Source organism: Legionella sp. PATHC039, from assembly GCF_026191275.1.
Taxonomy (GTDB): Bacteria; Pseudomonadota; Gammaproteobacteria; order Legionellales; family Legionellaceae; genus Legionella; species Legionella pneumophila.
This window is the reverse complement of record NZ_JAPHOP010000001.1, coordinates 1,162,134-1,189,046: the sequence shown is the minus strand read 5'-3', so window position 1 is coordinate 1,189,046 and position 26,913 is coordinate 1,162,134. Positions and strand designations below refer to the sequence as shown.

Genomic DNA, 26,913 nt, shown 5'->3' with positions numbered 1-26,913 from the left:
ATTTTATTTTGTCCAGTTAGCTTTTGATTATTAATCTCATGTCTCTGATCTCCATAAAATTTGGATAAAGGATGATTGAAGCAAGCATCAGGTTAGAATTCAGGGAATAAAGAAATTTTTGTATTTGAAATAATTGATTAATTTATAACAAGAAGAGGAAATTGATGTCAGCACTGTTTACTTCCAATAAGCGAGTCGTTTCTGGAATGCGGGTCAGTGGAAGATTGCATTTAGGTCATTATCACGGTGTTTTAAAAAATTGGATAAAATTACAACATCAATACGATTGTTTCTTTTTTGCAGCAGATTGGCATGGCTTAACAACACAATATGAAGACCCCAATTTTATTGAAAAACACCTTTGGGATATGATTATTGATTGGCTAGCTTGTGGAGTTAATCCAGGCTTATGTAAGATATTTATTCAATCCTGGGTCCCAGAGCATGCTGAATTACATTTACTTTTGTCCATGATCACTCCTTTAGGTTGGTTGGAGCGAGTTCCTACTTATAAAGATCAGCAGGAGAAATTAAAAGAAAAAGATTTATCAACCTATGGTTTTTTGGGATATCCTTTACTACAAAGTGCTGATGTACTTTTATACCACGCGGATTATGTTCCAGTGGGTGAAGACCAAGTGGCTCATATTGAGTTAACACGAGAAATAGCCCGAAGATTTAACTATCTTTATGGTAGAGAGGCTAATTTTGAGGAGCTGGCTGCTGCAGCAATCAAAAAGATGGGTAAAAAGAATGGGAAAATTTATACCGAGTTACGCAGGCAATTTCAGGAGCATGGCATCCACGAATCGATTAAGACAGCACAAGCGCTTTTAGAAGATCAGCCTAATTTGTCGATTGGAGATAAAGAGCGGTTGTTGGGATATTTGGAAGGAAGTGGCAAAATTATATTAAACGAACCACAGCCTTTGCTTACGGAAACCGCAAAAATGCCTGGTCTTGATGGGCAGAAAATGTCCAAATCTTACCATAATACGATCATGCTAAGAGATGAGCCAGCTTTAGTTGAAAAGAAAATTCTGACTATGCCCACGGATCCGGCGCGTATTAAACGTACAGATCCAGGAGAGCCTGAAAAATGTCCTGTTTGGCAATTCCATAAAGTGTATTCTAATGAGGAAGTAAAAGATTGGGTGCAAAAAGGTTGCCGAACAGCAGGAATTGGTTGTATTGACTGTAAGAGGCCAGTGATTGGTGCTATCCATCAAGAACTTAAACCAATACAGGAAGCAATTTCAGATTATGAAGCTGATTTAGGTTCGGTAAAACGTATTGTAGCAGAAGGAAGCGAAGCGGCCAGAGAAGAAGGAAACAAGACTTTAAATACGGTCAGAGAAGTCATGGGGCTTGATTATTAATGAATATCGATTTGCAGCCTGCGCCTTTAGTCAAAGCGGTGGTGGATGGTAAAGAAATTACTCAGTTTCCAGAGGATTTATATATTCCTCCTGATGCATTGGAGGTATTACTGGATTCTTTTACCGGGCCATTAGATTTATTGCTGTATTTAATCCGCAAGCAAAATATTGATATTCTTGATATTCCCATGACAAGTATAACCAACCAGTATTTACAATATATCCAGCTCATGGAAAATCGAAGAATGGAGCTGGCTGCCGAGTATTTATTAATGGCTGCCATGTTAGCTGAAATCAAGTCACGTTTATTATTGCCAGTCACACCAGATTCAGAGGAGGAAGAAGAAGATCCACGCATGACTCTGGTAAGACAGTTGCAAGCTTATGAGCAAATAAAACAAGCAGCTGAATTATTGGATGGATTGCCAAGACAAGACAGAGATAATTTTACAATTCAGGTTAATCCAGAGGAGGTTGAAACACTTAAAGTTTATCCTGAAGTTGAGTTATCTGAATTAGTCGAGGCTATGAAAGTTTTGATGAAACGTGAAGAGCATTATTCAAAACATCAAGTTTCCAGGGAGTTAATGTCTGTTCGTGAACGAATGAGTCGTATTCTCTTTCAATTGCAGCATCAAAAAATTTTGGAATTTAGCCAATTATATACTCTTGAAGAGGGAAGGATGGGATTGGTTGTGAGTTTTTTAGCTATTCTTGAATTGGCTAAGCAGTCTTTATTGATTATTACGCAAACTCAGCCATTTTCACCTATACATTTGCAGGCTGCATGAAATGATTGACAATGAATTAAAAAATATTGTTGAAGCTTTGGTATTATCCAATAATGAGCCCGTTACTTTAGAAAAAATACAAGAAACCTTTGATGAGTGGCAAAAACCAACATTAGAAGATTTGCAGGCTATAATAGAGAGCTTAAAGGTAGATTATTCTTCCCGTGCTTTTGAGCTTATCGAGGTTGCAAGTGGTTTTAAGGTACAAACAAAATCCAAATATGCCACTTGGGTTGCTCGTCTCCAAATCGAGAAGCCAGCAAAGTATTCGCGCGCACTGCTTGAAACTTTGGCAATAATTGCTTACAAGCAACCTGTTACGCGAGCTGATATTGAAGACATTAGAGGAGTTGCCGTTAACAGCCAGATTATAAAAACGTTAATGGAGAGGGAATGGATTCGTATAGCAGGCTATAAAGATGTAGTAGGGAAGCCGGCTGTTTATACAACGACAAAAGAATTTTTAAATTACTTTAACTTAAATTACTTAAGTGAACTTCCTCCCTTACCTGAAATAATGGATACATTAACCCTGCACGAGGCAACCCAACCTATAAAAGAGTGTACGCAAAATGAGCAGTGAAAGATTACAGAAAATATTAAGTCAAGCCGGACTTGGATCTCGTCGTGAAATGGAGCGGTGGATTGATAATGGTTGGGTGCAGGTTAATGGCAAACCAGCTAAACTGGGAGATTCCGCTGGCCCTAGTGATAAAATTAGCGTCAAAGGAAAGTTGATTCCCAACCCTTTAAAAGGCAAACAAAACATCCGGGTTCTTCTTTACCATAAACCGGTCGGTGAAGTATCCAGTCGACATGATCCAAAATTTGAAAAAACAGTATTTGATAATTTACCGCATCTTAGACAGGGGCGTTGGGTGCAAGTGGGGCGCCTGGATTTAAATACTTCCGGTTTGCTCATTTTTACTAATAATGGCGAATTGGCTAACCAACTCATGCATCCCAAATATGGTTTGGAAAGAGAGTATGCCGTACGAGTTCATGGTCAAGTCAGCCAGGAATCTTTAAATAACTTATTGAAAGGGGTTATGTTGGATGATGGTTTGGGAAAATTTACCAAAATTCAATTTCGTGGAGGAGAAGGAACAAATTCCTGGTACCATGTGACCCTTAATGAAGGAAGAAATAGAGAGGTACGTCGGTTGTGGGAGTCTCAAGGTGTTGAGGTTAGTCGATTAATAAGAATCCGTTATGGCATGCTTACAATGCCCAGATTTTTATCCAGAGGGCAGTTTTATGAACTTACCCCCAAAGAAGTGACTGAATTTCTTGATTCATTACCCAACGAATTGTCTTAAATGGTTTAAAATCAGACGTTGGATTTCATTGTATTCACTATGTCAGCTGTCTTGAAAAGAATGATGACTTTCTGGACAGTTATTTTTGATTAATCCTATCCTCACATGTATAAACATATTCAAAGTTGAAGAAGTTTTAGGGAACGAAAATTTAACATCTGAAGAAGCACTGGAGCAATTTACATGGCTTTCCAAAAAATGCTGAATCCAGATCTGAAAATCTACGCAAGATTATTTGCCCATGAGTTTGAAGAGAGAACTAATGCCTAATTCATCAAATGTTTTAAGGCATATGGAAAATCACTTTGCCTTGACTACCTGTGAAGATATAAAAAATATCATGCAACCTTTGCTCATAAAACATGGTATGACAGTCTTTAATTATTATCGAATTTACTTTGATAGTACTGTCATTAGACTCTCTACAGACCAAAAATGGACTGAGCATTATTTTAAAATGAACTATCTGGAGACGCTGACTATTCCAGAATCCTATTTAAAAAAACCACTGAATTATTATTTATGGCTAACGGATGACTGTCCTTTGATGCTCCAAGATGCCGCAATAAATTTCGACATGGCCAATGGTATATCTATTGCTAAAATAAATCATGATTCTATAGAATATTTTTGTTTTGCAAGTACACGTGATAATACAAGTATTGTTAATAACTTTTATCTCAATAATCTGGATGTTCTAGAACAATATAGTCTTTACTTTAAAGATCAATTTAATTCAATAATAAGTCAATTCGAAAAAAATAAAATAATACTCCCCTATAATGCCAGTTGTTGTCACCGAAATAAAATCAATAAAGAGCTAAAAAAATCCCTTCTTTCTCCTCGGCAAAAGGATTGTGCAAAACTCTTGTTGCAAGGAATGAGTTATAAAGAAATTGGGAAAATACTCCAATTATCAGCAAGAACCGTTGAAACCCATGTTAATCAATTAAAAACAAAATTGGAATGTGATAATAAAGCTGAGTTGATTATTCAATTGAACGGAATCATTACAAGATAAATAACCATTTTATCCGTGATTTTACGGATATTCTCTGAATGTTGCTTTAAGTATTCTTTATGTTTTTAAACAAGAGAGTATTTAAATGCATAATAAGGCCGAACTCCAAATTCTTTTTCCTGATTGGATAGCACAATCGCTTCTAGTCTCAACGTAAAGCATGACGAACAAGTAGGAAATACCCCCTAAATAAAAATAGCTTAATCACATTTGTCTATAAATGCGGTTTGAGGGATATCCGAATACAACAAGGCCTGATTTTTTTCTTTGCTATGAGCATAATTTATAAAATTTTAGAGTATTAGTTTCAAATTGAACAAAATATGCAAGAAAAATCAAGGGTGAAATGAAATTACGATAATGCATTAAAAAAGAGAATGTTGTAAATGAAAGAAAAAATGATATTAGATAAGTCAAATATTGCAAATGCTATTTTTAGAAATCTTTCGGCAGATGAAATCAGGAAAGTCAAAGGCGTATCGCATGCTTTTTATGACCGGGCCACTGAGTATTTGACAGGTCATCTAGAGAATGAAAATTTTCACCTTAACAGAGTTATTCCACCTTCTGATGCGATACAAAGAGAGCAAAAAATTGAATTTTGCGCCAAATCCTTGCAAGCACTTATTTGTAATATATCTAAAGGAGAAGAGGGAAAGTCTGAGAAATTGCATAAATTTAATAATATGATGGAAAAAATACGCCGTGCTGTACAATCTAACCTGGGTTTAAGTCGTGTTCAAAGAGAAACATATGAAACTTTCCATTCTATTTATGTCAAACTCGGAGCGCCCAATTTTCCAATTAATGACGAGGGGGAACTTGATCCGGGCAGCATTGTTTATCGAACTGAGCCTGTTAAAGGGAGAGATGAAAGAAAATCATCATGGCTTGTATTGTTGAAGGATGACTCAAATGAAGACGGACTTTCCATTTGTTTTGATACGAAGTTTCGCAAATATCTTCTGTATATAGATGGTTCAGGCCATGTTACCTCTCAATTAACACTTAGATGGAATGCTATTTATGACGATTTATTGCCTGACACTGCTATGCAGCAACCACTTAGAGCCTTTACTCCCTGGCAGAGGCATGCTGAGGCAAATTTTTTTAATGGACGTTCGACCAATAAAATATTGGGGTTGTTAACAAAAAACTATCCCGAAATATTCAACTATGATCCTACCTCTTACTTTAAAGAAGAACCTGTCTTTAGTGTTGAATTGAATAGAAATGATCCACAGAAGCTGTCAACGGATAAAAAAAATATTTATTTAACATTAGATGAATCTTTTTTTAAAAAGCCAGATGGTTTTGAAGCTGGTTTAAACAGGCAGCCAATATTAGCTGTGATAAAAACAAGTTCCCCATTGAGAGGAGATTGTTTTTCTGTGGTGCCAGCTATTTACGAAAAACAGCAGCTTCATATTCTAATTAAGGGACATCAACAACACACTCAAGTTGTTGATGTTTTTCATGCAAATTTTAAAACGGCAGAACTTCAATCTTGGGAGTTGCTTGACGATGTTTCGATTTTCGGAAAATCCTCAAGAGAATACAAACCTGAATTAATTGATTTAAATCTTTTATCCAATCAACAATCGGAGTTAATGTCTCATGTTTCAACAGCGCCGATGGTAAGAGGAAGCGGGCCTGGCGCCCGTCAATATTGGTTGAATGGGTTTTTCAAAAGCACAGTTTATAGTGAAATGATTGTAATCGCAGAAATTTTCAATAGCCGGTTCATGAGCACTCCGTTAGCATCTTTGGAACAAACACTTCATCATTCAGACGCAACAAAAAGCTTTTATCGTTTGCAATTTAGTCGTCAGGAATTAGAGAAAGCTAAAGAGTTTGTTTTTCAGTTGGCTATCCCTAATGAATTTTCCAAGCAAGAAGATTTCAACTTTTTTTATGGTGAAAATGGCAATAAATTAGAAGAAACAACAAAGCTTGCTATTCTCATGCTAAAAAGAATGGTGCCCAAAGAGTTTCATCATAAAATTCGTATTGGTATTAATATGTGTTGCCCTGCTGCATCAGTGGAAAACATCGGTTCAGGATTTGGTTTACGTAATAAGCCTGATTTTATAGAGCGCATTGTTAAAGCGATAAAGGAGACTGATTCAAACCTGAAAGTTGAATTTAAAACTTTAATGTTATCGCATGAAGATAGCTATGGTGATGGTAAACAAACATCTGGCAGCACAAAAAATATCTCAGAAGTTCAAAATGAACGTCTCACAAGAATAGTTTCCAAAACGAAAGCGGATAGATTAGTGTATCAAGGAAAGCCACGCAATATTGAAGCTTATAACGGTGATGCTGTGTCAAGCATTATTAGAGAGGCTAAGACACCAAAGGAATTCCAGTTTGGGTATAGTGGGATGGTGGCTGCTATTACAAATCATGATATACACCAATTAGGTTATAAGGTTGTCGGTGAGCCACATTACAGTGTACAAAGTATTCTTGAAAAAATAAAAAAACAATTAGGGGAAGTTCCAATTGAATTTGAAGTGATGCTGGGTCGAGTTTTGCTGGGCTCAGCATGGGTATTACAAGGACGATATGCCAGTGACGCAGAAATCCTTTTGCATACTTTGCTTCAGGCAGCGATTGAGCAAGAATGGGCTGAAGGAATGGGACGATATGGTGTGGATATATATCAAATTCAAATTCTCTATAATATTAGGCATATAACTAATGATAATTATAGGAATTATCTAATTAATAAAATACTTAATGCTCAGTCTACGGAGGAAATAATTGATAAGGTATTTGAACAATACCTAAGCATTAAGAAACAAGGGGAATGTAATATTTTACAGCTCCATAGACTTGAGCAAGCGGTGTTTGCTGCAATACCTGATAACAAGGTTCTGCAACAATACAAATTAATTACAGAGCCTAAATCAAAATTGAGGACGGGTTTTCAATTTTTCTCAAATCAAGATGACAAGCAAACATTTGAAGAAAAATCTGTCTTTGCTCCTTAATACAGTATTGTGCATTAATAGCTACTCATAGTTTAAAAATTAAACATAAACTTATAGTTCTTTATAGGAAATAACGAGAAAGATGAAAAATAATAAGCCTGTAATCACTGTTGACTTAAATGATCCGGTTAAGTGCTTGGAAAATCTTGAAAAGGCTTTCCAGACTGGTACTTTTATTCTAAAAAATTCGCCGGTGAATTTCAGAAGATTAGAGAGGGTTTTATCTAATCTGGATACATTTTACAATTTGGATTTTAAAACCAAAATAGATATTTCCGGACAAATTTCAGGTGGTGGTGCAACCAGAGGCTATTTTCCCTTGGGTGTAGAAAGTGGTCTTGTTGATGTATTTGAAAAAAAAGAATCTTATTCGTTTGGGTGGCCTGATAATGAAATCCCGGATTCAGATGCCTCAAATTTATCATTAGTTGCTCCCAATATCTATCCTAATCATGGTTATATCAACCCAGATGATATTAATGGATTGATAAAAGATTTTGCCAATACAGCAAAAAAATTATCCAGGTTAATTGAAATCATCCTCTTCAATGGAAAAACTGTTTTACCGATTGATGAATCTTCAGATTTTCAATCGTTATTACGAAGCTTCAGGTATTACAAAAAGACAGAATTTGACCCTCCTAATACAGGAGCAAATTCGCTTCACACAGATTGGAACCTGATTACTTTGGTATATGCAGATGCAGATGGATACCAATATAGAGATAATGAGGGTAACTTTCAAAACATAATCCCTGAAACGGATGATTGCCTTATAGTTAATTTTGGAGATTTTTTATCAGCTTGGACTGGTGGAAAAATTGTTAGTCCTTGGCATCAGGTAGTTGAGGCAAAGAAAAAAGATGTAAGAAATTCTCTGGTCTTCTTTTATTATCCAGCGGCCTCTAGCTCAGCCGTTAAAAATCCTATATATAATCAAGGTGAACCTCTAAGCTTGTTTGTTGATCAGTCTGATCCTTTAAACAGGTTATGGGACTTTTCTAAAATAAGAACTATGAATGAAATGTATGCAGAAAAATGGAAACAAGTGAGTAGAAGGTAGGGTTCTGTTTAAGACACTAAGCAATGATTATCATAACAAAAAATAAAAAATACTCTTGGCAGGTATATTTTTTGTTCCCAAAAAAATAGGCTTATGCAGTATATTAGTAATCATTGTTCTTCTTCTAATCTCAAGAGGGATTAGATTTTAGTATATTTACAAATGAGCTCACTTGTCTCAAGAATATGGCCTTGCATAGCATATTCAACGTCTTTCTTTGTTGCTTTTTCATCCAGAGATAAAAAAGTATCCAAAGCATATAACCTAAAATAATATCGATGTATTCCGCTTGGTGGGCATGGTCCGCCGTAACCTGTTTTGCCCCAACTATTCTTAACGCTTATCGCTGAGTCGGGTACATCTATAGCTGCATCCAGTTCGTTATAACTTACCGGTATGTTGAATAAAACCCAGTGAACCCATAATCCTCCTAACGCATCCGGATCATCCATAATTAATGCATAGGATTGGGTATTTGGCGGGGCGTTTTCCCACTCAAGCGGTGGAGGGCGATCCAATCCATGGCAAGTAAATTCATCAGGAATAAAATCGTTATGTTCAAATGCCGGGCTTTTTAATAATAAACTCAAAATACTCTCCTTGTCTCTCTCGGATACAGCATTGTGAATCTTATTTTTTCCTTATTACACTTAAATTATATTAGCATGGTAATTTCGGATCTGCCATTCATCAAAGTCATCAAGAAATTGAAAATATTATTCTCTTCATTGACTCTTGCTCCTACTATTCATTAGTATATAAATCTCTTAAATATTTGCCCCAGCTGGAGAGTTTTAAGAAGGTATCTATCTTGACATCTTACCAAGAAAGACAAGTTAAAATCCCGGGTTTTACTATTGCTCTTAAAATTTGGAATTCAGAAAACCCTAATCCAGTATTGTGTTTGCATGGTAAAATGGATAACGCGGCCAGTTTTGATTTGCTAGCACCTTTATTATCAGACAGGCAACTGGTTGCAGTAGATTATCCTGGAACTGGACTGTCAAGTCACTATCCTGAGGGTGTTGTTCCTCATTGGAAAAATGATGCTTTTCTCATGTGCCATGTTATTAAGGCATTGGGATGGAAGAGTTTTGATATTATTGCTCATTCATTAGGTTCTTTTTTGGCAACTGTTCTAGCCATTGCTCAGCCTAAACAAGTCAATAAACTGGTATTTTTAGATATTTTAGGGCCAACGGTCCATATTATTGAGAACAGTATGGTTTATTTACCCTTAAATATCGAGAGCTATTTAATATCTGGGAAACAACCAAGAACTGTATTTGCAAGTCGGGATGCTGCGATAAAAGACCGTATGAATATTGGTAATATAAGCTATCAAGCAGCTCAAGCTTTAGTTCAAAGAGGCACAAAACAAGAGAAAGAAGGTTGGGTCTGGACATTTGATCCCCGATTACGTTGTATTAGCTCGACTATTCCCCATGAAGATGAAATTCGAGCCATGTTTCGTGCTATAGACGTGCCAGTTTGCCTAATTCTCGCTAACGAAGGTGTATCTTATCCCGAATCTGTTTTTAAAGGACGTTCCCAATCAATAAAAAATTTGACCATTCATAGGGTACAAGGAGGACATCATGTGCACATGGATGATCCAGCCTCTGTCGCAGAAATTATTTCTCAATATTTAAGCTCCAAATAACACTGGTTTATTAAAGAATAACAAGTATAGATGGACTCTTGCTCTAAATGTTGATGCAGAGATGATTGATAATGAATGATTTTATGATGTATAATTGGACAATCTATTTAATAGTGGAGCATTAATATGCCTAGATGGTTTAGAAGAATAGTAGATGAGGGAGAAAGGCTGTTTGTCGAAGTAACCGATGAATTGCGTGATGAAAGTGAAGTGCATAAAGCAGTAAGTCAGTTACACTTACGTGTTGAACAAATTTTAAATGCCAATCGATCAAGACTTGAAAAACCGGTTATTGAAGCAGCTAAAGGTTTTCTTCATGATCTAGGAGTCATCCTGGAAGAAGATTCCAGGTTGAGATTTCCTCATGCACCAATAAACCAATACCTACTCGCTGATAAGTGTACTGATATTATATACACCTATAAACCTTCTTTGGAGTCAGCCCCAGGAATTTGGAATCAGATCAAGGCTCATATCAATAACTTTATTGAAATAATCTTTGGTTTAGAGAATGTTTTACCAACGACACAGACTATGTTTGCAAAAGATGTGAGTTTTACCAGATGTAAAAGAAACCTTTCTAGATTAAAGGAGTCACTTGAAAGTGACGCGCCTGATTTGTTGTCTGTGTTGGTGAATGGTTAGATCATCATTGAATTTAATTAATTTCCTTAAGCATTAATTTTTTCTTGAATGACCAGATACTGTATCGACATGAATTGTCCTGGTCATCAAGGTGTCTGGCTTACAAGATACAACTGAGATGGACCTAGGTGGGTGACTCAATCAGTTCTTTTCCATCCTCTTTTTTTAAGCTGGTAAATATCAATCCTGAAAGAATCGTAAGTATCCCTAAAGCAAAAAAGGTTAGATGAAAAATCTTGACTGTTAAAACAAAATGCTGCGAAACCTGAAAAGTGAATAAACTGACCAATAAGGCAGAAATTGTTACTCCAAAACTTTGGGATAACTGTTGAACTGTGCTCATAATACTTGTCGCATAACTCATATCATTATCGTCAATATTCGCATACGCGAGGGAATTCATCCCTGTGTATTGCAGAGCAATGAAAAATCCATAAAGAAATGTTAAAAAACCAATGTAGATGACAGAAGTGCTTTGATTTATTGTGGCAAAGGACCAAAGAGAAAAACAGACTAAAACAGTATTTAAAAGGAGTAATTTTTTATAACCCAATCTTCGTAAGATGGAGAAAGATAACGGCTTAACCAGGAATACGCCTAGTGCCACTGGTGTAAGCAACATTCCTGATAACTGGGGAGAATATTCTAAAATAATTTGGAAGAGCAAAGGTAATAAAAAGGGAATTCCACCAAAACTTAAACGAGTTAATAAATTTCCAAACACGGCAATACGAAATGTTCTTATATTTAACAAAGTAACTTTTATAATAGGATTGCTTTTGCTACGAGAGTGTTTGCTATATCCAATTAACAGCAAGGCGGATAAAAGAGTAATTGAAGCGGAGTAGACGATATCCGCTTTCGTCTCACTAAACAAAGACAAACCTAAAGTCAAGAATGCAAGGCCTGCTCCGAACATTATAAATCCTGATTTATCCAAAGGCGGAACCGATCTGGGCAAGATAGTTGGAAGCAGTTTGTGAGATAAAAGCATGGCGATTATGCCAACAGGGATATTAACCCAAAATATCCACCGCCATGAGAAATAGTCAGTAATAATACCGCCTAGTAAGGGACCAAGTAGCATACCTATCGAGGCAATCATGACGACAATACTCATTTTTGTTATTAATTCATGACGCTCACAAGTTCTCAGAATAATTAAACGTCCAACAGGCACGGTTAGGGAGCCGCCCACACCCTGTATAATTCTGGCTAATACTAATTCCCAAAGGCTTTGAGTGAATCCGCACCATAAGGAACTTAGAGTAAAGACACCAATAGCTGCTATAAATACTTTTTTTACACCATATTTATCAGCAATCCATCCACTTATAGGAATAAAGATTGCCAAGCTTAAAAGATAGCTAATGAGCGCGAGTTTAAGATCAATTGGATTGACCTCTAAACTATGTGCTATCACCGGGATTGCGGTGTTGATAATAGTTGTATCAATAGCTTCCATAAACATGGCGCATGATACAATGAACATAATAATATTTTTCTTCATAATGCCTGTTTTATGGAAGTTAGAACATTTAAATTTTATTAACCTGAAACTCTATTAAAGTCACAAGCCCGCTCCAGTATTTTGTCCAATGGTGATCATAGTGATCCTTATTATTAACTCGTTTAAGCAAAACGCCGTTTTCAACTTTAAATAATGGAGCTGTATCATTTATCTGTTCAATTTTTGAGTAGTCGGGAAACACATCCATCTCTGGGTAGTGTTCAGGGATAACTCCATTCATAAAAGTACTATGGATACTGTCTGCAGAACGTTGCATGGCGTCTAAGATGGCCACTCTTTGTAATTCGGCTTCAGGTTTGTATAAATAGCCATCGCCATAGGCAAGCCAACTTATTCCTTCATGATTCACTACATTTAACCCATGTTGATTGTCTTCATTATGCATCAAATTGGCGATAAGAAGATTTAAAACAGAAGGCAGTAATATATCATGTCCTATGGCTCTTCTTGGAGTACGCATGTGCCCTGCAGAAAAAGAATCAGTTAAGTAATGATTTGCAAAGGCGTTTTGAGCATAGGCTAATTCAAAGAGCTTGTGAGCTTCATCTATAAGTCCCTGCTGCTTTTTCTCATAAGCTTTTAATGCTGTTTCCAAAGCAAATCTATGGCCTGTTTTATAGGCTACAAGTGAATCAGGAACAAAGTGATCATAGTTGACTTCAGCTAATTTAATATAATTGCCAAAGGGTATAAAACCACTGATTATACTTCCACCACAAGTCAGTTTGTTTAATTCCTTGCTAATAGCTGAGTCGTGCTGCTTATAATAATCCCAATCATTTGTTCCGTTTTGTTTTGATTTTTCGATCTCTTCAGCCAAATTGGTAAAAAACCGATCAAGATGGATTATCTGATTAAGAGGGTTGGAGCAACGTTTGTCTTGGTTGTTACCTAAAGTCCCCAGAGCGTCAAACTGCGCCTGGAAACAAGCTAACCTGTTTTTCTCAGAGCAATTGGATATGGGTTTTGCTGGATTTCCAAACATATCACCACCGTACATCACGATCTCGCCATAACTTAGTTTACTCCCATTGGGTAATCTCAGTTTTACAATACCAGTCTTGCTGTTATGGCCTGGTAAATAAAGTTGAACTCTATCCCCCAGATTTTTATGTTCCAGATTGGCAAATCCTGCACCAAATTTTTCTAAAAATTGAATGGTCGTTGGTTGAGATATTGTCTCGATAGAAGATGCTTCATTGGCGCAGATGTTATGGCTTATTAACAATGACAAAGACAAAGCTCGTGTGATATTCTTCAACATTATGCATTCCCTTGATTATTCGGCCCTTTATTTGGGCATTTTTTGTTTTTTATATCCATACAACATTCTAAAAATGTAGCATGAGAATTTTGTAATTGATAATTATTTGAGAATCATTTCATGAGAAAAGTTAAGCCAAAATTGAATTTAACCTCACAAACCGCTCGGATCGTAAACTTAAGCCATGATGGAAGGGGGATAGCACGAGTTAATGGCAAAGCAACTTTTATTCAGGGAGCATTACCCAGTGAGGTGGTTGAATTTCAGTATACACGGGTAAAAAAGGATTTTGATGAAGGTAAATTACTATCAATTGTCGAACCCTCTACTCTCAGGGTTGAACCAAAATGCCCTCATTATCAAATGTGTGGAGGCTGTTCTTTGCAACATATGAGTGCCGAGGAACAAATTCGTTTCAAACAATCCCATCTTTTGGATTTACTATCCCGGTATGGCCATACTGAACCTCAATCAGTGTTGTCGCCTTTAACAAGCCATCATTGGAATTATAGAAATAAAGCACGCTTAAGTACTCGCTTTGTAGAAAAGAAACAAAGCACCATGGTTGGATTTAGAGAGAGGAATAATCCAAGGTTCATTACAGAAATAAATCAATGTCCTATTCTTAATTCAAAAATAGATACTGATATTGTCCATTTGAGAAAATTAATCGATACGATGGAAAATAAGCAGTGTATCGCACAAATTGAAGTGGCTGCAGGTGATAATGAAGTGGCGCTGATTTTCCGCAATCTATCTCCATTAACAGAGCAAGATGAGTTGAAAATCAGGAAATTTGCGCAACAATTCCAATACAAGGTATTTCTGCAGCCAGGTGGACTTGATTCGGTTTTTTGCTTTTATCCTTCAGATGCTCATGCTTATTTGAGTTATGAGCTGCCCGATTATCAAATAACTTTTCAATTTCATCCCAACGATTTTACTCAAGTAAACGCCGAGTTAAACAGAAAGATGGTAACGCAGGCAATTCAGTTAATGGAATTAAAAAATTCTGATATCGTGCTAGACTTATTTTGTGGACTGGGTAATTTTTCGCTTCCCATGGCTAAACATTGCTCTCGAGTTATTGGTGTCGAAGGCAATAAGAACATGGTTGAAAGAGCCTATATGAATGCCAAGTCTAATCATATTACCAATGTGGATTTTTATGCTGCTAATCTTGATGATGTGATGGAAGTTAGGAATCTGGTTAATACGTCTTTTAGCAAGGTTTTAATCGATCCTCCCCGCTCTGGTGCGCTTGAAATTGTAAAACAAATTGATTCAATTGATCCCGAGCGTATAGTATATGTATCTTGTAACCCGATAACATTAGCTCGAGATACAGATATATTGGTTAATCAAAAAGGTTACGTTTTGATAACTGCTGGGGTAATGGATATGTTTCCTCATACAACGCATGTCGAGTCTATTGCCTTGTTTCAAAAAGGATAATGTGTATGGTAAGAGTAAAAGATACGACTCCGTTGACGCCAGATGGCAGTATTGACGTAGAGATGTGGTTACATCATCTTGGCTCAAAAGGATATTTGGATAATCTCGAACTCGTAAGAGCTGCCTGTACTTTAAGTCAATTGGCTGGTCAGGATCATGCTACTGAAACAGGGCAAACTTGTTTACAACAAGGGTTATCAATGGCTGATTTACTTGCTGACCTGGAAGTAGATCAGGAAACTCTGGCTGCCGCTATTATTTTTGAAAATGTTCATTATGCGGATTTATCTATTGACGATGTTGAAGAGCAATTGGGGCACAATATCGCTAAATTGGTCAAAGGCATAGAAAAAATGAGTGCCATGAACAATTTCCAGGCTTTAAATAAATACCCACAAAACAAAAATCAAATTGACAATATTCGCAAAATGCTCCTTGCGATGGTTGATGATGTGCGAGTTGTTTTAATCAAGCTGGCAGAGTGTTTATGTATTTTAAGAACAGCAGGGCATCTGTCTGAAACGGTACGTAAACAGCTGGCAACCGAAGCCATGGAAATTTACGCGCCTTTAGCTAACCGCTTGGGAATAGGGGCAATCAAGTGGGAAATGGAAGATTTGGCTTTCCGACATTTGCATCCAGAAGAATATAAAGCGATTGCCAAGGGATTGAAGGCTAAACGATTGGAAAGGGACAGTTTTGTCAATCGCATTGTCGAACAGCTTGAACATCAGATTCGAGCAACAGGAGCCCGCCACTTTGCCGTTTATGGTCGCTCAAAACATATCCATAGTATTTATAAAAAGATGAAGCGCAAAAATGTATCATTAGATGAGATATATGATGCCACAGCGGTTCGTATTCTGGTAGATACTGAAGCACAATGTTACGAAGTGTTAGGCATGGTTCATACTTTGTGGAAGCAAATTCCAGCAGAGTTTGATGATTACATCATCAATCCAAAATCCAATGGCTATCAGTCTCTTCATACCGCAGTAGAGGGTCCGGAAGGAAGAGTTTTTGAAGTGCAAATCAGAACTTTTCATATGCATGATTTAGCAGAAATGGGTGTGGCAGCCCATTGGAAATATAAAGAGGGGGCGGTATCACAAAAAGAGAGCCATGAGCGCAAAATAGAATGGTTAAGAGACGTTTTGGCGTGGCACCAGGAAATGGCGGCTAATAAAGGTGTCGCAGAAAACGTTACGACTGAGTTTCTTGAAGACAGAGTGTATGTATTTACTCCTGATGGCGATGTGTTGGATTTACCCCATGGAGTGACTCCTTTGGATTTTGCTTATCATGTGCATAGTAATTTGGGACATCGTTGCCGAGGTGCCAAAGTTAATGGTCATATTGTCCCATTGACTTATCAATTGAAAACAGGAGACAGGGTTGAAGTACTGACTGGAAAAGAAATCAAACCATCAAGGGATTGGATTAATCCTCATCTGAATTATTTAAAAACTGCAAGAGCCAAGGCTAAAGTATTGCATTGGTTTAAAATGCAAGATTATGAAGATAATGTGAGAGATGGTCGTGAGTTATTGGAGAAAGAATTAAAATCTTTAGGTATTAAATCGGATAAACTCAATGAAGTGATTACGGCATTGAATTATAAAAAGGCGGATGATCTTTATGCCAGTTTGGGGCGAGGTGATATTAAAATAGGCCAGATTGTTAATCGATTGGCACCCCCAGATACTCCAGAACAAAATTTACAGAAGTTTGTAAGACAACAACAAAAACCAGAGGTCACAGGGAGTGATCTTCGTATTGAAGGAGTTGGGAACTTATTGACATTTATGGCGAGATGCTGCCAACCTGTTCCTGGTGATGAAATAGTAGGATACATCACGATTGGAAGGGGGGTTTCCGTTCATCGAAAAGATTGTCCTAATATTATACATGCCAGTGAAAAGCAAAAGCGACGGTTTATTCAGGTGAATTGGGGTTCAGCAACACGGGAAAATTATGTTGTTGATGTGTTGATTAAAGCCTTTGATCGCTCCGAGTTATTGAAGGATGTTACTTCGCTGCTTTCAAATGAAAAAGCCCATGTTTATGCTTTACAGACCCATAGCAATAAACATGAAAATATGGCTTATATCACTTTAACTGTTGAGATCGATGGTTTAAACAGTTTGTCGCGCTTATTAACTAAGTTGGAGCAAATTCCTAACGTGCTAGAAGCAAGAAGGCAATTATAGCTTTGGTATGTTTAGCCAGAGCCCTCTCAAAAAATTGGTATTAGAAGATAAACCCTGCAACAACCGCTCTGTGTTCGCTCAATAAGACGTTATAAGTTCTACAAGCGGCACCTATGGACATGCATTCGATACCAATTCTTTTTTGCGATAATTGACTGATTAGAGTGACAGGCAGCGTTTTGCCTGTTTGCAGATGACCAATAATAATTAATTCGGGTTTGCTTCTTAATAATAAATCAATATATGAATTATTAATGTCTTGGATGTCTTTAATTACAAAATCAGTAATGATTTCTTTCTTAGAAACAATTAAACTACTTTCATAAATTATGGAATTAATCTGAATCTTTTTATCGCTGTATGCTTGCACTGCATGTTGCTCTGCGGTTTCTAGATTGATATTCATGATTTTAAAAAGTTCATTAGTTTATAATGGCTAACAGTATATCACAGAGGTCAATATTATGAGTCAATTTCCACGCATTAAACGCTTACCCCCTTATGTATTTAATACAATAAACCAGCTTAAGATGGAAGCGCGGGCGCGAGGAGAGGACATTATAGACTTTGGCATGGGGAATCCTGATCAACCAACCCCACCTCATATTGTTAATAAGCTTATAGAGGTTGCTCAAAGGCCTGATACGCATCGATATTCAATGTCGAAAGGAATTCCGAGATTACGTCGAGCGATGGCAACCTGGTATCTTCGACATTATGATGTTCATCTGGATAGTGAAACACAAATACTAGCTACAATAGGATCTAAAGAGGGGCTTGCACATTTGGCTTTGGCAATTTCAGGTCCAGGTGATACGGTGCTTGTTCCTGACCCTGCTTATCCAATCCATACCTACGGATTTATCATTGCTGGTGCTAATGTAAAGCAAATTCCTTTAATCGATGAAGTTCAATTTTTGGCTGCAGTAGAAGATGCTATTAGCAGAACCTGGCCAAAACCCAAAGCCTTGGTTTTGAATTTTCCGGCAAATCCAAGTACTCACTGTGTCGAATATGAGTTTTTTGAAAAGGTGGTTGATCTTGCCAAGCGTAATAACATTTGGATTATTCATGATTTGGCTTACTCAGATATAGTTTTTGATGGGTATAAAGCCCCTTCGATTTTACAAGTTCCTGGCGCCATAGACATTGCAATTGAAACTTACTCAATGTCCAAATCTTATAATATGCCTGGCTGGCGTGTTGGGTTTGCTTGTGGTAATGAAGAGTTAGTAGCTGCCTTAACACGTATCAAATCCTACTTGGATTACGGTACTTTTACTCCCATCCAGGTTGCTGCAATTACAGCATTGGAAGGCCCTGATGATTGTGTGTTGGAAATAAGAAATCTTTATGAAAAACGACGCAATCTTTTGTGTGATGGACTGAATGATATTGGTTGGGAAGTGAGCAAACCTAAAGGGACCATGTTTGTTTGGGCACCTATTCCTCTCAATTACCGCGCTATGGGGTCTCTTGAGTTCAGTAAATATTTATTGAAAGAAGCACAAGTTGCTGTTTCACCTGGTATAGGTTTTGGACAGCAAGGGGATGGTTATGTCCGATTCGGTTTAATTGAAAATAAAGACAGAATAAGACAGGCCTTGAGAAATTTAAAAACTCTGTTTAAAAGAGATGGTTTACTAAAGGCTGTTTAGTGCTATGAATGTCATTATAAACACAGAGAGCGACTGTGATAGCAAAGAGGGCAAATTATTAAAATCGCAAGGTTTGGCAGTACTTAATTTATTAGCATGCGGCGGTTATGACCTTATAAATCCCCCAGTAGGTAACTTATTGAAATCGAGTCATAATCTTGAGGGAGATTGGGCGGTTTTAACTCCTATGCATTGGCAAGCATCACATAATGATGCTGTCATTGTCGCTCTTGATAACGATTTACGAGTAACAGATGAAGAGGTGAAATATTGGTTCGATTTGTACTCCGCCTATTTAGCGGAAGAAGGAATGTCCCTTTATTTTTATGACAAATACACTTGGTTATTGCGAGTTGATGATAAGCCACCTCTTAATGCCAAACCAATTTATCAGGTACTAAACAAGTCTTTGATGCCAGAATTATCGCAACTGGATGAGACTATGTACTGGCAAAAATTTTTTACTGAAAGTCAAATGTTTTTCTCTTCCAATACTCGGAAATCATTAATTAATGGTGTTTGGGCATGGGGTAGTGGGAAATTGAAAACTAAAAAAACAATATCAATTTGCACAGACAAGCATTTTCTGGCAGTAGCTCAAGCATATTCTTCAAATGTGACTTTATATGACCCGTCAGTGAACGTGAGCGGGTTTGAGGTTGTTCTATTACATGGCATTGATTCTTTAAGCGAATTACATCAAGTTGAAATAAAAAAAATACCGGCGCATTGGTACTGGAACAATTGTGCTTTAATTAAAGCAAAATCTCATTGGTTTACTCGATTATGGAGAAGTCTGACACATGCTGATTAAACAACGACAACAGCCTGAGTTTACTGTTAATTTACCTAATGTACCTGATGTATTAAAACGTATTTATATAACACGAGGCATTAGTGACGAATCTCAACTTGATAAACAATTACAAACATTACTTCCTTTTCACACTTTAAAAGGCATTAATGAAGCTTGTCTACGATTAGAGAATGCTTTGCGCTCAGAGCAACGTATTCTTATTATCGGTGATTTTGATGCCGATGGGGCAACTTCTACGGCATTAGCCATTACTGCCTTGCGTGCTATGGGTGCAAGGTTTGTTGAGTACTTGGTGCCTAATCGATTTGAATTTGGTTATGGTCTTACTCCTGCTATTGTTGAAGTGGCAAGCAAATGGCAACCTCATTTAATTATTACTGTTGATAATGGTATAGCCAGTTTTGAAGGAGTAGATGCGGCTAATAAAATGGGAATAGATGTATTAATTACTGATCATCATTTACCAGCAGAATCACTACCCGATGCTTGTGCAATTGTTAATCCCAATCAACCCGGTTGTTTATTTCCAAGCAAGTCAATTGCAGGAGTTGGCGTTATTTTTTACGTTATGCTGGCATTGCGCAGGCATCTTTCCAATTCTAACTGGTTTAATGAAATCAACATGCCTGAGCCTAATATGGCGAGTTTTCTGGATTTGGTTGCATTAGGGACTGTAGCCGACGTTGTGGGGCTTGACCAAAATAACAGGATCATGGTTAATCAAGGCATGATGCGTATTCGTCAAGGACAATGCAGAGAAGGAATAAAAGCCTTGATTGAAATTGCTGGTAGGGATTGCTCCAGGCTAAGAGAATCTGACCTTGGTTTTGCCATAGCGCCAAGATTAAACGCCGCAGGCCGTCTGGATGATATGTCGCTTGGTATTGAATGTTTGATTACGACGGATCCAAAAATAGCGAGAAATTTCTGTCAACAGTTGGATGAGTTGAATCTGGAAAGAAGGCAAATAGAATCTGAAATGAAAGAGCAAGCCATGCTTGCTTTGGAGAAATTGTCAATTAACGATGAAGAGAATAAACACTTACCACTTGCCTTGTGCCTTCATGATAAAACCTGGCATCAAGGAGTGATAGGAATCTTGGCAGGAAGGATGAAGGAAAAATATCATCGTCCTGTGATTGCATTTGCTTCTGTCAGTGAGCATGAGTTAAAGGGCTCAGCACGTTCTGTCCCCGATTTAAACATTAGAGATGTATTGGCAGCTATTGATAAGGACAATCCAGGACTGATTCTTAAATTCGGAGGACATGCTATGGCTGCTGGCTTAAGTATTAGCCCCGAATTATTGAATGATTTTCGCTCAGCATTCGTGTCAGAGGTTCTGAAACATCTTGACTTATCACAGTGCGAAGGAGAAATACTGACGGACGGACCATTGCAATCCCATGAACTGAGTTTGGAAACAGCACAATTAATACAACAAGCTGGTCCTTGGGGCCAAGCGTTTGCAGAACCCGTATTTGATAATGTATTTGAAATTCTGGATCAACGAATTGTCGGTAAAAATCATTTAAAAATGACATTAATTTCCTCACAAGGAGGAGAGCCACTGGATGCCATTGCTTTTAATGTGGATTTAAAATCCTGGCCTAATCATAGGATTAAGTACATTCATACCGCCTATAAACTGGATATCAATTTTTATCAGGGGAGAACAAAGCTCCAATTGCTCATCCAGGCAATGAATCCTGTTCAGCAAGCATAAACGCTTAAATTGATACTATTTTTGTGTATTTCTCAAACAACAATGTATAATGTTATATTTGCTTTAAATTGATATTAAACGTGGTTAATAGTATTTTTTCCAAATTATCTATAGCGCCGATGATTGATTGGACTAACAGTCCATTTCGTACTCTGATAAGGTTATTGGCTCCTAACGCCCTTTTGTATACTGAAATGCAAACAACAGGGGCTGTGCAAAATAATCCTGACAGAGCTTTGTATTTTAATTCTGTTGAATATCCTATCGCTATTCAATTGGGTGGTGCAGATAAATCCGCATTGGTTAAGTGCGCCATTATTGCTGAGCAGAAAGGTTTTAATGAAATTAATTTGAATTTGGGATGTCCTAGTGACAAAGTACAGGCGGGACGATTTGGAGCCTGCTTGATGAAGGAGCCAGAACACGTTGCTGATTGTATTCGTGCAATAAAACAGGTAGTAGGAATACCAGTCACAGCGAAAACGAGAATCGGTATCGATAACCAGGACAGTTATGAATTTTTCAGATCTTTTTCTCTTCACTTGGTTGAAGCAGGCTGTGACAAACTGATTGTTCATGCTCGCAAGGCCTGGTTAAATGGGTTAAATCCAAAGCAAAATAGAACAATTCCTCCCGTAAATTATGATTATGTATATGAGCTAAAAAAGGAAATTCCTCATATCTTTATTACAATCAATGGGAATATATTAACTATTGAAGAAATAAACAGTCATTTAAAGCATGTCGATGGAGTAATGTTAGGACGGCTTGCTTGCGATAACCCATATCAAATTGCTGAAATTCATCAAGCCTTATACCCAGAATTCATCAAAATTAAACGTAGCCAGTTGTTAATGAGTTATCTGGATTATTGGTTTGATCAATCTCGAGCTAATCTCTCTTTAAGCATTTTAGCTAAGCCACTTTTTAATTTAACTTTTGGATTACCGGGAGCCAAACATTGGAAAAAGAAATTGATGAATATTATTCAGGAGAAAAATACTTCCGGTTTTAGTGAGTTAATCCAGTACTTATTAAATTTGGAAGCAATAAATCAAGTCGACCTTGTATAAGAAATAATAGAGCAGATGCCAACATTTCGTGGAATTTTATCAAGATTTCTAGTACATTAACGATGTTTATTAATTGGAACATCCTGAGGGTTATTGAGGCCATGCTGAGTACGTTAATTAAGAAAATGTTTGGAAGCCGAAATGAACGGACATTACGGCGAATGGAAAAGTCTGTAATGGCTATTAATGCGTTTGAGCCGAAAATGCAGGCTTTATCAAACGAAGAGCTGGCTGAAAAAACTCAAGAATTTAAAGAACGTTTCAATAATGGTGAAAGTCTCGATGAGTTACTTGCGGAAGCTTTTGCTACGGTTAGAGAAGTATCATTGCGCACTCTCGGTCTTAGGCATTTTGACGTACAATTGATAGGCGGGATGGTATTGCATGAGGGAAATATTGCTGAAATGCGTACCGGGGAAGGTAAAACATTGGTTGCAACCTTGCCAGCTTATCTAAATGCCATTAGCGGACGTGGTGTACATATAGTCACTGTTAATGATTATCTTGCGAAAAGAGATAGCCAATGGATGAAGCCCATATATGAATTTTTAGGGCTTACAGTTGGCGTTATCTATCCTGATATGTCGCACAAGGAAAAACAAGAAGCTTACAAAGCGGATATTGTTTACGGAACTAATAACGAATACGGTTTTGACTATTTACGTGACAATATGGCTTTTAGTCTGACTGATAAGGTACAAAGAGAGCTTAATTTTGCTATTGTCGACGAAGTAGATTCCATTTTGATTGATGAAGCGAGAACTCCATTGATCATATCTGGCGCGGCAGAAGATAGTTCAGAGCTGTATATCAAAATTAATTCTTTGATTCCACAGTTAAAAAAACAAGAAGCAGAGGGTGACGAAGGCGATTATACTGTAGATGAAAAGCAAAAACAGGCTCATCTGACTGATGCAGGCCATCTGCATATAGAAGAACTGCTGACCAAAGCCAAATTACTAGATCCTGGTGAGAGTCTTTATCATGCCAGCAATATCATGTTGATGCATCATGTGAATGCGGCACTCAAGGCTCATGCAATGTTTCACAGAGATATTGATTATATAGTCAAAGACAATCAAGTAGTGATAGTGGATGAGCATACCGGCCGTACCATGCCTGGAAGGCGTTGGTCAGAAGGCTTGCACCAGGCAGTCGAAGCCAAGGAAGGAGTCCCAATTCAAAATGAAAATCAGACTCTGGCTTCTATAACTTTTCAGAATTTTTTCCGCATGTATAATAAATTGTCAGGAATGACGGGTACTGCTGACACAGAAGCCTATGAGTTCCAACAAATATATAATCTTGAAGTGGTTGTAATACCTACCAATAGGTCAATGATTAGAAAAGACGAGCCTGATTTGGTTTATCTAACACAGGCAGATAAATTCCAGGCGATAATCGAAGATGTACGAGAATGTGGTGTTCGTAGACAACCTGTCTTAGTTGGAACAGTTTCAATCGAAGCTTCTGAGTTTTTAAGTCAACTCTTAAAAAAGGAGAACATAAAGCATCAGGTATTGAATGCAAAATTCCATGAAAAAGAAGCCCAAATTATTGCCGAAGCCGGGCGCCCTGGCGCTGTAACCATTGCGACTAACATGGCTGGACGAGGAACAGATATTGTTTTAGGTGGTAGCTTGGCAGCTGTTCTGGCTAATTTGCCAGCTGATGCGAGTGAGCAAGAAAAAGAAGCGGTTAAAAAAGAATGGCAAAAACGTCATGATGAAGTGATTGCAGCAGGCGGACTTCGAATTATTGGCTCTGAGCGTCACGAATCAAGACGTATCGATAATCAATTAAGAGGGCGAGCTGGTCGCCAGGGTGATCCCGGAAGTAGTCGTTTTTATTTGTCACTTGAAGACAATTTAATGAGAATATTTGCTTCTGAGCGCGTGGCCTCTATGATGCGTCGTTTAGGAATGCAGCCAGGTGAGCCGATTGAACATAGTTTGGTTACCAGAGCAATTGAAAATGCTCAACGCAAACTGGAAGGACATCATTTTGATGTAAGAAAACAATTGTTGGATTATGATAATGTAGCGAATGATCAGCGGCAGGTCATTTATACTCAGCGTTCCTCTATTATGGCAATGACGGATACACAGGAAGTTGTTGAAATGATGAGAGAAGAGGTAATGGATAGTCTGGTTGATACTTATATCCCCCCTCAAAGTCTAGAGGATCAGTGGGATCCACAGGCTTTGTCTGATGTTTTGTCAGATGAATTTAAAATCAAAGCCCCTGTGCCTGACTGGATTGATAAAGATCATAGTATACAATCTGAGCAAATTAAAGAAAAAATTCTTGCTTTAGCTATAGAGCATTATGATGAAAAAGTAAGAAAAGTTGGAAGGCCAGTCATTTCACAATTTGAAAAATCCATTATTTTACAAACTTTAGATAATCATTGGCGTGAACACTTGGCTGCGATGGATCAATTACGTCAGGGAATTCATTTAAGGGGTTATGCTCAAAAGGATCCAAAGCAGGAATACAAAAAAGAAGCTTTTAGTTTATTTACAATGATGCTCGATAATCTTAAGTATGAGGTGATCAGGATACTATCATCCGTTGAAATTCAAACGGAGGAGGATGCTCAAGTTGTTGAAGAGCAACGTAGAGCGGATCAGATTAGAAAAATGAATCTCATGCATGAAAGTTTATCAGAGAATGATGAGGCAAGTGAAACGCAAACTTTTAGACGACAAGAAAAGAAAATTGGCCGTAATGATCCTTGCCCTTGTGGCTCAGGTAAAAAATATAAAGCCTGTCATGGAAGCCTCGTGTGAAAGTAGCAGTTGCTATCATTATCGATGAAAAACAACGTATACTAATTACCCAACGTCCTTTTCATGTCGCACATGGAGGATTTTGGGAGTTTCCTGGAGGAAAACTGGAGCCTCATGAATCTCCTGAGGGTGCTTTGGTTCGAGAGATTAGGGAGGAGTTAGGCATAATTGTAAATGAATATCGTTTTCTGGGGTATGTCGATTATGACTATCCAGATAAACATATACAATTAATTATTTTTAAGGTGACTCGTTTTACAGGCAACCCTTTATGTCAGGAAGGACAACTCAATATGAAGTGGGTAAAAAAAGAGGAATTAAATATTAATGATTTCCCTAAAGCAAATCATGCGGTTTTCGATTTAATTGATATCCCTGAACTTCAATATCAAGCTTTATAAATGTACGAATAGTCTAAAGTTTGAGGCTAGGACATCATGTTTAATTGCTAAGCACAAAACAAACTTCTTGTTTAGATGATGTTATAACAGATCTGTTGTCGAGATAAAATCAATCAGAATGGTCACTACAAGGTATGTTCACATAGGCTAGAGATTGCAAAGATAGTAGCCTTTTGTAAATGATTAGATTTTGTATTTCAATTAATTGTTAATCAATTGGACAGAAAAATGATTACTAAGCAAAATGGAATTTATACACTTACCCTTTCTTTATTACTATTCTCACTTCAAATCAAAGCTGCTACAGATTATCAAACATATGAAAAAGTTTGTGGTGAACCAACAGATATGCTCTCTTTTCTTGAAAGAGGCGGTATTGCAACTAATCCTTGTGTAGTCCCTCCCAGAAACGTATTAATTAGCTCTGGATATCAATATCAGCAATTAATTGGGGAAGGTGTACAGCATAATTTTCCTGCTGCTGCAATACAGTTAGGTTTGCCTGGTTATTTTGAGGTAGACTTGTTGTTACCCAATTATATTAATCAGACGGTTGATCCACGCATAGGTTTTAGTCAAACTCAGCTTATTGTCAATCATGTTCTATGGTTTAACAATAAGTGGGTTATAACTGCTAGCGGAACATTTGTATTTCCATCAGGCAGCGCTTCTTTTGGTAGTCCAAATCCAGGAGGTGGTGTAATAGGAATTTTAAGTTATAACTTTAATTCCCAATTAAATCTTACAGGTAATTTGGGTATTACTTCTCAATCGGAGCCTAGTTACGATGGTGGACAAAGTTATACGAGTGTTAATCCAGATCTTATTTTATCGTGGACTAAAAATAAAATATCATTATTTGCTGAGATTTATGGACAAAGTAAAACAGCACCTGATGAAGGAAGCGGGTTTAGTACTGATGCAGGAGTTCTTTATCAAGTTAAAAAGAATATTGCAATTGATTTTGAGGTTAATCAACGTATCACTGGCCTTTTGAATGGTGTTGAGCGTTATTATGGCGGAGGTAAACGTTCACGCCCCTTGTCACATAACCATATAAATTTTAATAATTTTTGTGAGGAGGGGTTTTTATTAGTTTAGAAAAT

The 26,913-nt window shown here is 37.3% G+C and carries 22 protein-coding genes; 18 read left to right on the top strand and 4 right to left on the bottom strand.

From position 1 onward, the window contains the following. The first annotated feature begins 164 nt into the window (after window positions 1–164). From OQI99_RS05350 to OQI99_RS05320, 7 genes are all read left to right on the top strand, one after another. Complete coding sequence (locus OQI99_RS05350) at window positions 165–1,379, top strand: tryptophan--tRNA ligase (protein ID WP_061514047.1); 1,215 nt, start codon at window positions 165–167, stop codon at window positions 1,377–1,379. Then, window positions 1,379–2,170 (top strand): segregation and condensation protein A, encoded by a 792-nt coding sequence (locus tag OQI99_RS05345; protein ID WP_061514046.1) that lies wholly within the window; start codon window positions 1,379–1,381, stop codon window positions 2,168–2,170. The genes OQI99_RS05350 and OQI99_RS05345 overlap by 1 nt, the downstream gene beginning before the upstream one ends. Before the next feature lies 1 nt (window position 2,171). Continuing rightward, entirely contained in the window at window positions 2,172–2,753 is a 582-nt protein-coding gene (gene scpB, locus OQI99_RS05340) for an SMC-Scp complex subunit ScpB (RefSeq protein WP_061514045.1), read from the top strand. Next, window positions 2,743–3,489, top strand: a complete 747-nt coding sequence (gene rluB / locus OQI99_RS05335; protein WP_011213732.1) for a 23S rRNA pseudouridine(2605) synthase RluB — start codon at window positions 2,743–2,745, stop codon at window positions 3,487–3,489. The genes scpB and rluB overlap by 11 nt, the downstream gene beginning before the upstream one ends. Window positions 3,490–3,751: 262 nt before the next feature. Next, complete coding sequence (locus OQI99_RS05330) at window positions 3,752–4,510, top strand: LuxR family transcriptional regulator (RefSeq protein WP_061514044.1); 759 nt, start codon at window positions 3,752–3,754, stop codon at window positions 4,508–4,510. 386 nt (window positions 4,511–4,896) lie between these two features. Next, the gene (locus OQI99_RS05325; RefSeq protein ID WP_061514043.1) at window positions 4,897–7,509 is read left to right on the top strand and encodes a lpg1449 family Dot/Icm T4SS effector; all 2,613 of its coding nucleotides are present in this window, start codon (window positions 4,897–4,899) and stop codon (window positions 7,507–7,509) included. Between the two features lie 82 nt (window positions 7,510–7,591). After that, a complete protein-coding gene (locus OQI99_RS05320; RefSeq protein ID WP_061514042.1) occupies window positions 7,592–8,572 on the top strand; it encodes a 2OG-Fe(II) oxygenase family protein in 981 nt (326 codons plus the stop codon). Between the two features lie 140 nt (window positions 8,573–8,712). Here the strand turns inward: OQI99_RS05320 and OQI99_RS05315 are convergent, their stop codons facing one another. After that, entirely contained in the window at window positions 8,713–9,162 is a 450-nt protein-coding gene (locus tag OQI99_RS05315) for a YbhB/YbcL family Raf kinase inhibitor-like protein (RefSeq protein WP_061514041.1), read from the bottom strand. A gap of 221 nt (window positions 9,163–9,383) precedes the next feature. Here OQI99_RS05315 and OQI99_RS05310 point away from each other — a divergent pair, with 221 nt between their 5' ends. Next, a complete protein-coding gene (locus OQI99_RS05310; protein ID WP_061514040.1) occupies window positions 9,384–10,235 on the top strand; it encodes an alpha/beta fold hydrolase in 852 nt (283 codons plus the stop codon). 126 nt (window positions 10,236–10,361) lie between these two features. Then, window positions 10,362–10,880, top strand: coding sequence for a lpg1453 family Dot/Icm T4SS effector (locus OQI99_RS05305; protein WP_061514039.1), 519 nt, complete (start codon window positions 10,362–10,364; stop codon window positions 10,878–10,880). Between the two features lie 124 nt (window positions 10,881–11,004). Here the strand turns inward: OQI99_RS05305 and OQI99_RS05300 are convergent, their stop codons facing one another. Both OQI99_RS05300 and OQI99_RS05295 read right to left on the bottom strand, forming a co-directional pair. Beyond that, on the bottom strand, window positions 11,005–12,390 hold the full coding sequence (locus tag OQI99_RS05300; protein WP_061514038.1) for an MFS transporter: 1,386 nt from the start codon (window positions 12,388–12,390) through the stop codon (window positions 11,005–11,007). Window positions 12,391–12,418: 28 nt separating this feature from the next. Then, window positions 12,419–13,675, bottom strand: a complete 1,257-nt coding sequence (locus OQI99_RS05295) for a hypothetical protein (protein ID WP_061514037.1) — start codon at window positions 13,673–13,675, stop codon at window positions 12,419–12,421. A 120-nt stretch (window positions 13,676–13,795) separates the two neighbouring features. Between OQI99_RS05295 and rlmD the strand changes: the two genes are divergently transcribed. Together rlmD and relA are read left to right on the top strand one after the other, a co-directional pair. Next, window positions 13,796–15,130, top strand: coding sequence for a 23S rRNA (uracil(1939)-C(5))-methyltransferase RlmD (gene rlmD, locus OQI99_RS05290; RefSeq protein ID WP_061514036.1), 1,335 nt, complete (start codon window positions 13,796–13,798; stop codon window positions 15,128–15,130). Between the two features lie 5 nt (window positions 15,131–15,135). Then, window positions 15,136–17,340, top strand: coding sequence for a GTP diphosphokinase (relA, locus tag OQI99_RS05285; RefSeq protein ID WP_061514035.1), 2,205 nt, complete (start codon window positions 15,136–15,138; stop codon window positions 17,338–17,340). A 40-nt stretch (window positions 17,341–17,380) separates the two neighbouring features. Here relA and OQI99_RS05280 read toward each other — a convergent pair whose 3' ends face one another. Beyond that, window positions 17,381–17,746: an Mth938-like domain-containing protein gene (locus OQI99_RS05280; protein ID WP_011215607.1), complete on the bottom strand. Its 366-nt coding sequence runs from the start codon at window positions 17,744–17,746 to the stop codon at window positions 17,381–17,383. Window positions 17,747–17,804: 58 nt separating this feature from the next. On the opposite strand from OQI99_RS05280, the gene alaC reads away from it, so the two are divergent. The 7 genes from alaC (at window position 17,805) to OQI99_RS05245 (ending at window position 26,908) form a co-directional block, all read left to right on the top strand. Beyond that, entirely contained in the window at window positions 17,805–18,998 is a 1,194-nt protein-coding gene (gene alaC, locus OQI99_RS05275) for an alanine transaminase (protein WP_061514034.1), read from the top strand. A 4-nt stretch (window positions 18,999–19,002) separates the two neighbouring features. Further along, entirely contained in the window at window positions 19,003–19,812 is an 810-nt protein-coding gene (locus OQI99_RS05270; protein ID WP_061514033.1) for a hypothetical protein, read from the top strand. Next, a complete protein-coding gene (recJ, locus tag OQI99_RS05265; RefSeq protein ID WP_061514032.1) occupies window positions 19,802–21,541 on the top strand; it encodes a single-stranded-DNA-specific exonuclease RecJ in 1,740 nt (579 codons plus the stop codon). The genes OQI99_RS05270 and recJ overlap by 11 nt, the downstream gene beginning before the upstream one ends. An 80-nt stretch (window positions 21,542–21,621) precedes the next feature. Further along, complete coding sequence (dusA, locus tag OQI99_RS05260) at window positions 21,622–22,614, top strand: tRNA dihydrouridine(20/20a) synthase DusA (protein ID WP_195911929.1); 993 nt, start codon at window positions 21,622–21,624, stop codon at window positions 22,612–22,614. Between the two features lie 101 nt (window positions 22,615–22,715). Beyond that, entirely contained in the window at window positions 22,716–25,406 is a 2,691-nt protein-coding gene (gene secA, locus OQI99_RS05255; RefSeq protein WP_061514090.1) for a preprotein translocase subunit SecA, read from the top strand. Beyond that, a complete protein-coding gene (mutT, locus tag OQI99_RS05250; RefSeq protein WP_061514031.1) occupies window positions 25,403–25,807 on the top strand; it encodes an 8-oxo-dGTP diphosphatase MutT in 405 nt (134 codons plus the stop codon). The genes secA and mutT overlap by 4 nt, the downstream gene beginning before the upstream one ends. 228 nt (window positions 25,808–26,035) lie before the next feature. Beyond that, on the top strand, window positions 26,036–26,908 hold the full coding sequence (locus OQI99_RS05245) for a transporter (RefSeq protein ID WP_241495227.1): 873 nt from the start codon (window positions 26,036–26,038) through the stop codon (window positions 26,906–26,908). Window positions 26,909–26,913 lie beyond the last annotated feature (5 nt).

Excerpts from the sequence above, each read along its gene's own strand:
- OQI99_RS05305 (WP_061514039.1), top strand. The coding sequence starts at position 10,362 with ATGCCTAGATGGTTTAGAAGAATAGTAGATGAGGGAGAAAGGCTGTTT.
- OQI99_RS05295 (WP_061514037.1), bottom strand. The coding sequence starts at position 13,675 with ATGTTGAAGAATATCACACGAGCTTTGTCTTTGTCATTGTTAATAAGC.
- OQI99_RS05330 (WP_061514044.1), top strand. The coding sequence starts at position 3,752 with ATGCCTAATTCATCAAATGTTTTAAGGCATATGGAAAATCACTTTGCC.
- OQI99_RS05320 (WP_061514042.1), top strand. The coding sequence starts at position 7,592 with ATGAAAAATAATAAGCCTGTAATCACTGTTGACTTAAATGATCCGGTT.
- rluB (WP_011213732.1), top strand. The coding sequence starts at position 2,743 with ATGAGCAGTGAAAGATTACAGAAAATATTAAGTCAAGCCGGACTTGGA.
- alaC (WP_061514034.1), top strand. The coding sequence starts at position 17,805 with ATGAGTCAATTTCCACGCATTAAACGCTTACCCCCTTATGTATTTAAT.
- secA (WP_061514090.1), top strand. The coding sequence starts at position 22,716 with ATGCTGAGTACGTTAATTAAGAAAATGTTTGGAAGCCGAAATGAACGG.
- relA (WP_061514035.1), top strand. The coding sequence starts at position 15,136 with ATGGTAAGAGTAAAAGATACGACTCCGTTGACGCCAGATGGCAGTATT.
- scpB (WP_061514045.1), top strand. The coding sequence starts at position 2,172 with ATGATTGACAATGAATTAAAAAATATTGTTGAAGCTTTGGTATTATCC.
- OQI99_RS05270 (WP_061514033.1), top strand. The coding sequence starts at position 19,003 with ATGAATGTCATTATAAACACAGAGAGCGACTGTGATAGCAAAGAGGGC.
- OQI99_RS05300 (WP_061514038.1), bottom strand. The coding sequence starts at position 12,390 with ATGAAGAAAAATATTATTATGTTCATTGTATCATGCGCCATGTTTATG.
- OQI99_RS05245 (WP_241495227.1), top strand. The coding sequence starts at position 26,036 with ATGATTACTAAGCAAAATGGAATTTATACACTTACCCTTTCTTTATTA.
- recJ (WP_061514032.1), top strand. The coding sequence starts at position 19,802 with ATGCTGATTAAACAACGACAACAGCCTGAGTTTACTGTTAATTTACCT.
- rlmD (WP_061514036.1), top strand. The coding sequence starts at position 13,796 with ATGAGAAAAGTTAAGCCAAAATTGAATTTAACCTCACAAACCGCTCGG.
- OQI99_RS05345 (WP_061514046.1), top strand. The coding sequence starts at position 1,379 with ATGAATATCGATTTGCAGCCTGCGCCTTTAGTCAAAGCGGTGGTGGAT.
- OQI99_RS05325 (WP_061514043.1), top strand. The coding sequence starts at position 4,897 with ATGAAAGAAAAAATGATATTAGATAAGTCAAATATTGCAAATGCTATT.
- OQI99_RS05280 (WP_011215607.1), bottom strand. The coding sequence starts at position 17,746 with ATGAATATCAATCTAGAAACCGCAGAGCAACATGCAGTGCAAGCATAC.
- OQI99_RS05350 (WP_061514047.1), top strand. The coding sequence starts at position 165 with ATGTCAGCACTGTTTACTTCCAATAAGCGAGTCGTTTCTGGAATGCGG.